This is a genomic window from Psychrobacter sp. TB67, assembly GCF_000511065.1.
Taxonomy (GTDB): Bacteria; Pseudomonadota; Gammaproteobacteria; order Pseudomonadales; family Moraxellaceae; genus Psychrobacter; species Psychrobacter okhotskensis.
This window is the reverse complement of the sequence record NZ_AYYA01000009.1, coordinates 22,874-28,873: the sequence shown is the minus strand read 5'-3', so window position 1 is coordinate 28,873 and position 6,000 is coordinate 22,874. Positions and strand designations below refer to the sequence as shown.

5 protein-coding genes, 1 tRNA gene and 1 other annotated feature are annotated in these 6,000 nt (G+C 38.5%); of the genes, 2 read left to right on the top strand and 4 right to left on the bottom strand.

Translation table 11 applies throughout. From position 1 onward, the window contains the following. Window positions 1-333 precede the first annotated feature (333 nt). Together W293_RS0101850 and W293_RS16680 are read left to right on the top strand one after the other, a co-directional pair. A protein-coding gene (locus tag W293_RS0101850; protein WP_413771506.1) for an IS3 family transposase occupies window positions 334-1,553 on the top strand; the annotation gives its coding sequence in 2 pieces (ribosomal slippage) (window positions 334-619 and window positions 619-1,553; 1,221 coding nt in all). Next, window positions 609-725 (top strand) — a sequence feature (AL1L pseudoknot). (Overlaps the previous gene by 117 nt.) A 191-nt stretch (window positions 1,554-1,744) precedes the next feature. Further along, on the top strand, window positions 1,745-2,959 hold the full coding sequence (locus W293_RS16680; protein WP_025650830.1) for a competence protein CoiA: 1,215 nt from the start codon (window positions 1,745-1,747) through the stop codon (window positions 2,957-2,959). Window positions 2,960-3,056: 97 nt separating this feature from the next. On the opposite strand, the gene W293_RS0101840 is transcribed toward W293_RS16680, so the two are convergent. The 4 genes from W293_RS0101840 to W293_RS0101825 form a co-directional block, all read right to left on the bottom strand. Then, window positions 3,057-3,371 (bottom strand): hypothetical protein, encoded by a 315-nt coding sequence (locus W293_RS0101840; RefSeq protein ID WP_025650829.1) that lies wholly within the window; start codon window positions 3,369-3,371, stop codon window positions 3,057-3,059. Between the two features lie 79 nt (window positions 3,372-3,450). Further along, a complete protein-coding gene (locus tag W293_RS0101835; protein ID WP_025645715.1) occupies window positions 3,451-4,728 on the bottom strand; it encodes a tyrosine-type recombinase/integrase in 1,278 nt (425 codons plus the stop codon). 182 nt (window positions 4,729-4,910) lie between these two features. Continuing rightward, a tRNA-Leu gene (locus tag W293_RS0101830) sits at window positions 4,911-4,997 on the bottom strand. Between the two features lie 139 nt (window positions 4,998-5,136). Next, entirely contained in the window at window positions 5,137-5,910 is a 774-nt protein-coding gene (locus tag W293_RS0101825) for a ferredoxin--NADP reductase (RefSeq protein ID WP_025650828.1), read from the bottom strand. Between the last annotated feature and the right edge of the window lie 90 nt (window positions 5,911-6,000).

The window sequence follows — 6,000 nt, the reverse complement described above, 5'->3', positions numbered from 1 at the left end:
TCAAACCCTAATATTAACAACCTCACCTGAGTAAAATATCAATTTAAACGAAGGCTACTAACGCTATATATAGCATAGTGTTAGTAGCCTTTTTTAATGTCTCAAATGCACAAAATATAAGCGCATATATACCATGAAGTAAGATTTATAGCCCCTCAATAGTTGAGTTTTTGACATCTAACAAATTATGATTTCGCTCGTAGAAATTCATCAAATCCTCATTAATAATGACAGTGTGGATTCCTGATAAGATTATTATTGGAGAATAACTTAGCACACACATTGAACCGCCCCGGTATTGTCGGAGACTTAACATTCTGAGAGAATACGACAATGAAAAGACAAACCTACACTCCTGAAATGAAAGAGCGCGCCGTCCGTATGCTAATTGAAGCTAAAGACGATTACCCATCCACCTGGTCAGCCATCAAAGCCATAGCGCCAAAGATAGGTTGCACGCCTGAGACCCTACGATCATGGCATAAAAAGCACATTGATAAAACCATTCCTGCAAAGATTCAAGCTCAAAGCCAAGCCGAGCGCATCAAAGAGCTTGAACGTGAGAACAAAGAATTAAAACAAGCCAATGAGATCATAAGGAAAGCAGCCGCTTTTTTCGCCCAGGCGGAAATAGACCGCAAACCTTAGTGATGGTTCAATTCATCGACGAGAATAAATCTATTTATGGCATTCTAGCTATTTGTAGAGTCTTGCCGATTGCCCCATCCATATACTATCGTACCAAAGACTTAAACGACAATCCGGAGAAGCGTTCACAGCGTAGTCAGCATGACGATTTCTATCTTAATGAGATTAAACGTATCTGGCAGGACAGCAAATGCCGTTATGGTACTCGTAAAGTCTGGAAACAGTTGAAAGCAGAGGGTATACATCCTGCACGCTGCACTGTAGAGCGTTTAATGCGTCAGCATGGAATGCAGGGTATTTGGCGAGGTAAAGGTAAGATAACGACTAAGTCTCGTGACGATCAAAAGCGTGCTGATGATTTGGTTAATCGTAACTTTAATGCCCATCGCCCTAACCAACTATGGGTTGCTGATTTTACCTATATAAAGACACTGAGTGGCTGGGTATATACCGCCTTTATCATTGATGTATTTGCTCGCGCTATCGTTGGCTGGAAAGTATCAGATCGTATGAACACTGATATGGTGATGGCAGCACTAAACCAAGCCATTGCAGACAGAAACCATCCTAAAGATGTCATTCATCATAGTGATCGCGGCGTTCAGTACTTATCAATTCGCTATACTGATAAGATGGCTGATTCTGGCGTCATTGCATCTGTTGGCACGACAGGTGATTCATACGATAATGCGTTGGCTGAAACGGTTAACGGACTTTATAAAACGGAGGTGATTGAATATTTAAAACAGCAGTGGCAAGGTGTGAGTGATGTTGAATTAGCAACCCTTGAATGGGTCGATTGGTTTAACAAAACTCGCATTCATAGTACGATTGGCTATGTGTCGCCTTTTGAGTTTGAGAGACGATACTATGATAGTTTTATTGAGTCAGACAAAGCTGCCTGACTCAAGCAATCAAGTCTCCGATATAGTCGGGGCGGTTCAAAGCGCTTGAGTCAATTCACGCGGTTTTTACTGGATACGAAGGTAAAGGCATAGGAGAAGGTAAACCCTAATTATGCGCGATCATCTTATAAAGCATGAATATATATAAGAATGTATTGCTAGATCAAAAGTCAAAATAACTAAGGGTCAATATGGCTTTTATTTGCACAAAAAACGATGAAAAAATCTATAGTTTTATATATAGCTTAAAAGATTGGATAGCTTTAAAAGAAGATAAAGCGTCCAGTTTCAATATGGCTTGCTGTGGTAATCAGGCAATACTAAAGACAAGTAAGCTAGGTACGCAGTTCTTCGCTCATAAGGCAAAACCTAAAGACTCTAACTGCTCGACTGGTGGTGAAACTGCCGAACACATGCATATCAAATATCTTGTTATGAAAGAATTAGATAGAAACGGTTGGAATGTAGAAGTCGAAAAAAGAGGGGTTACCCCTAGTGGGGAGGAATGGATAGCAGATATCTACGTAGAAAAAGGTAAAGCTAAGATTGCAATTGAAGTGCAATGGAGCCCTCAAACTTTTATAGAAACAAAACGCAGACAAGAAAAATATGCTCAATCAGGTGTAAGGTGTGCGTGGTTGCTTAGAAGTGGCTCAATTAAAGATACCAACGCAATTACAGGCGATTATGCCTATAGTACGAAAGACATACCTGTATTCTCTATTTATAGAAATAAGACGCAGGGCAATCAAGCTTATATGATTTATAACGTGAATAAGCTAGACAGCAACAGTAGTCGGTACAACCACCGTTCATTTAAGCCTATTACACTACCATTAGAGAATTTTATACAAAGATTGGTTTCACAGGGCCTAGTTTTTATACCTTATGAGCGATTCACCTCTACAAAGTTTAGATTTAAATCCAACGGTATCACTGAGATGACTTTAGGGGTGAGTAAAGACTCTTGCGCTAAATGTGGTTACTCCAATCCGATAATTTCTGAGGTGAGATATAAAGAAGACTATAAAGTACGTTCTAAGAAAATAAAAGATTGTAGCGATAAAGAGCTTAGAATTATTAATACACATTTTTCTAAGAATTATGTTTTTTCACCCATAAAAAAGGTGCGTAGTGAAATACTTAACAAAGTTTTTATAGTCAACACTTGTGTTGAATGTGGTTTTGTCATAGATAGAGATGGTCAATATAGTACCTATTTAAAAAAATTTTTCACTAAGCCGCTTTTTATAAAGCATTTAGGTCTTAATACAGAAAAATTCTATACTTCGAATACAACTCTTAATACGGAATGTGTTTACCTTGTAAACAACAGTTTCAAAATCAAATATAACGAGAGTTTTGAGTTTGGTAAATGGGTTACTAGAGATAGTGAACCAGTTTAATCAGAATAATTGGCATATATGATTGTTTATAAAAAATCATATAATGTAATTTACTACTGTAGATTTTGCAATAATTACTATATAAGTTTGAAAGCGATCAAACGTAATCCTTTTGCCATACTGCGTTTTTGCAAACCATACAACACCAACTATCTTGAGCACGCATATATAGGATATCTGCTGGCATCTCTACCGGGCAAGCACTTGCACAGTACTCACAGAGCATATCATCTAAACAAGCGTAACATTGAGCAATCGTCTCAAACAATAGATTTGAGCTGATTCTATATTTCTGACATAGCATTTGTACATGTTCAAGATAATCCTCCTTATGATCATATGCCCAATAATCAACACAGATTTTTTGATCTCTACTATTCTGTGTCATACCAAATTCAAGTTTGATACCCATAGTATGTCTCCTAATCAAAATGTCATTACATGTTCTATCGATTAGTTAGTTGTACAGAACTTTAAAAAATTATATGAAGTTATGTCTGTAAGAGACTCTTAATCACCTCATCTTGAGTCATTCCTATATGCTTGCAATAAAAAGCTTCAATCTCATCTAAAGCTTCACGTAATTGTCGCTGTGATACCTGTATGTAATGTAGTGTCACATCATCACTAGATTTAGCCTCACGATGATTGAGCAGTCTCTTTAACACTGGATAGGTTACATTAAGACCATTAGCGACAGTGCCAAATGTACGACGCAAATCGTGAGGCGTAATGTGCAAGCCAGCTTTGTTTGATATTGAATGATAACTACCGCTCAAATCTTTAACGTGGTCGCTATTTCTTTTCAAATCACTCGGAAATACCCAACGCTCTCCATTGCTCAATCTATAGCGTTCACTAAGTATGGCTTGAAGTATTTTTCCAGTAGGCATATGGTAATCAGAACCATTTTTAGTGGCTTTAAAAACGATACGAGCAGCGTCAAGATCTACATCTTCCCATCTTAGTGTCTGCGCTTCATTTAAGCGAACTCCAGCAAACATAAAAAGCAGTAAAAGATCACGAGCATTATTGCTATAAGATGCTTGTTTGAAAGAACTACCGTCACGGTGTTCAATCAAAGTTCTAAAATATACTCCTAAATACTCTTCTTCAACATGACGAGTACGAGGTTTAATTTTGTTCCAATCATTTTTGGCATTCAGTATTCGAATGGGTTGATCCTTTATTATGTACTCCTCATCGTCATCTAAGAAGCTATCTTGACAATAATTCCATACTGATCGAAGAGCTCGCATAGTAGCATTCGCTTGAGCTGGACTAGATTTGCTGATTTCCTTATGTTTTTCACTTATCATAGTTTTAGTTATATCGTTTAACGATATATCAAGCCAGTCATCGAGTCGACCAAGTATTTGCTGATCATAAGTTTCAATAGTACGGCTGGCAAGATTTGGCTTCATAGATTTAAAGTAGGTATATGCTTCATTAAGTGTTGGTATATCAGAATCTTGAATGTCTTTTAACTTTGGAGTAGCGTGATAACCATCGTAAACATCAAGTCCCTTTTTTATGTTGACCATCATCGTGCTCGCTTTTTCACGAGCTTCAGTCAAAGTGATTAGATGTGTTTCTTCAACTTCGTCACGATAGAGCTTACCATTGATGCGTTTATGAAGCGTGTATCTCTTAGATTGCTTACCCACACGAAGTGCAAAACCCGTTAATACTTCATCCATGTAGATGTCTGTACCATTTGAAGCATATGCAACTGAATCGATAAACTTCTTACTAAGCTTAACTTTCATAATTCATCCGTCACGCCGCAGTTATTATATTAATAGCACTATAATACGTGAACATGCAGATGTATTAAAGTATCAAGATAGTATCAAAATTTTATTTTACGCTGTTATTACTCGACCAATTTATAAATAATTCACGCAATAAAAAACCCTCACAATCTATAGACTGTAAGGGTTTCGTATAGTGGTACCAGTGGTCGGACTCGAACCGACACGCTTTTAAAGGCAACGGATTTTGAATCCGTCATGTCTACCAATTCCATCACACTGGCATGTTAGGTGATAAAGTCTATTGTGCGAAACCTTATCGAATTGGGCTACAGTGTTCTCTGTATAGGCTGCGTATTATAGCAGCCTATTTTTTAGCGTCAAGAATTATTTATAATAATTGTGCTTTTAATCACATTAATCTTAACCGACAAAGGCGCGCTCAACCGCATAGTCCGCTTGCACGCCCATGCGTGGCGACACAGTGAGACCAAAACCATCTAAAATCTCAGAGACTTCCGCATTGAATGGCATGCTGCCACAGATCATGACACGGTCATCGTCTTTATTCATCGGTGGCAAACCAATATCTTCAAAAAGTTTGCCTGATTTCATTAAGTCGGTAACACGGCCTTGATTTCTAAATTCTTCGCGAGTAACCGTTGGATAGTAGATAAACTTCTCGCGGAACCATTCGCCAAAGATTTCATCGTTGGGCAGCTCATTTTCGAACATGTCACGATACGCCAAATCATCTGCATAACGAACGCCATGCACCAAGATGATTTTATCAAAGCGCTCATAAACCTCAGGGTCACGTGCCAAGGCCAAAAATGGCGCAAGCCCCGTACCAGTGGACAACATATAAAGGTGTTTACCGGGTAGTAGATCGTCTAAGACTAGCGTGCCGGTGGGCTTTTTGCTGACCAATAGCTCATCGCCGACTTTGATATGTTGTAGGCGTGAGGTCAAAGGGCCGTCTTGAACCTTGATAGAAAAGAACTCTAGATGGTCTTCATAGTTAGGGCTAGCAATCGAATAAGCGCGTAGCAGTGGTCTGCCATCGACAGCGAGACCAATCATCGCAAACTCGCCATTGCGAAAGCGTAAGCCATCGTCACGTGTGGTTTTGATGCTAAATAAGGCATCATTCCAATGATGAACCTCTGTAACCGTTTCGGTGCGAAGTTTTGACATAAAGTCCTCGTTAATAAGTCGCTATTTTTATCGTTAAGTGTAAATGAGTATGAAATTAGAATTTTCAATGATAGCTGTTGGACGCTAACC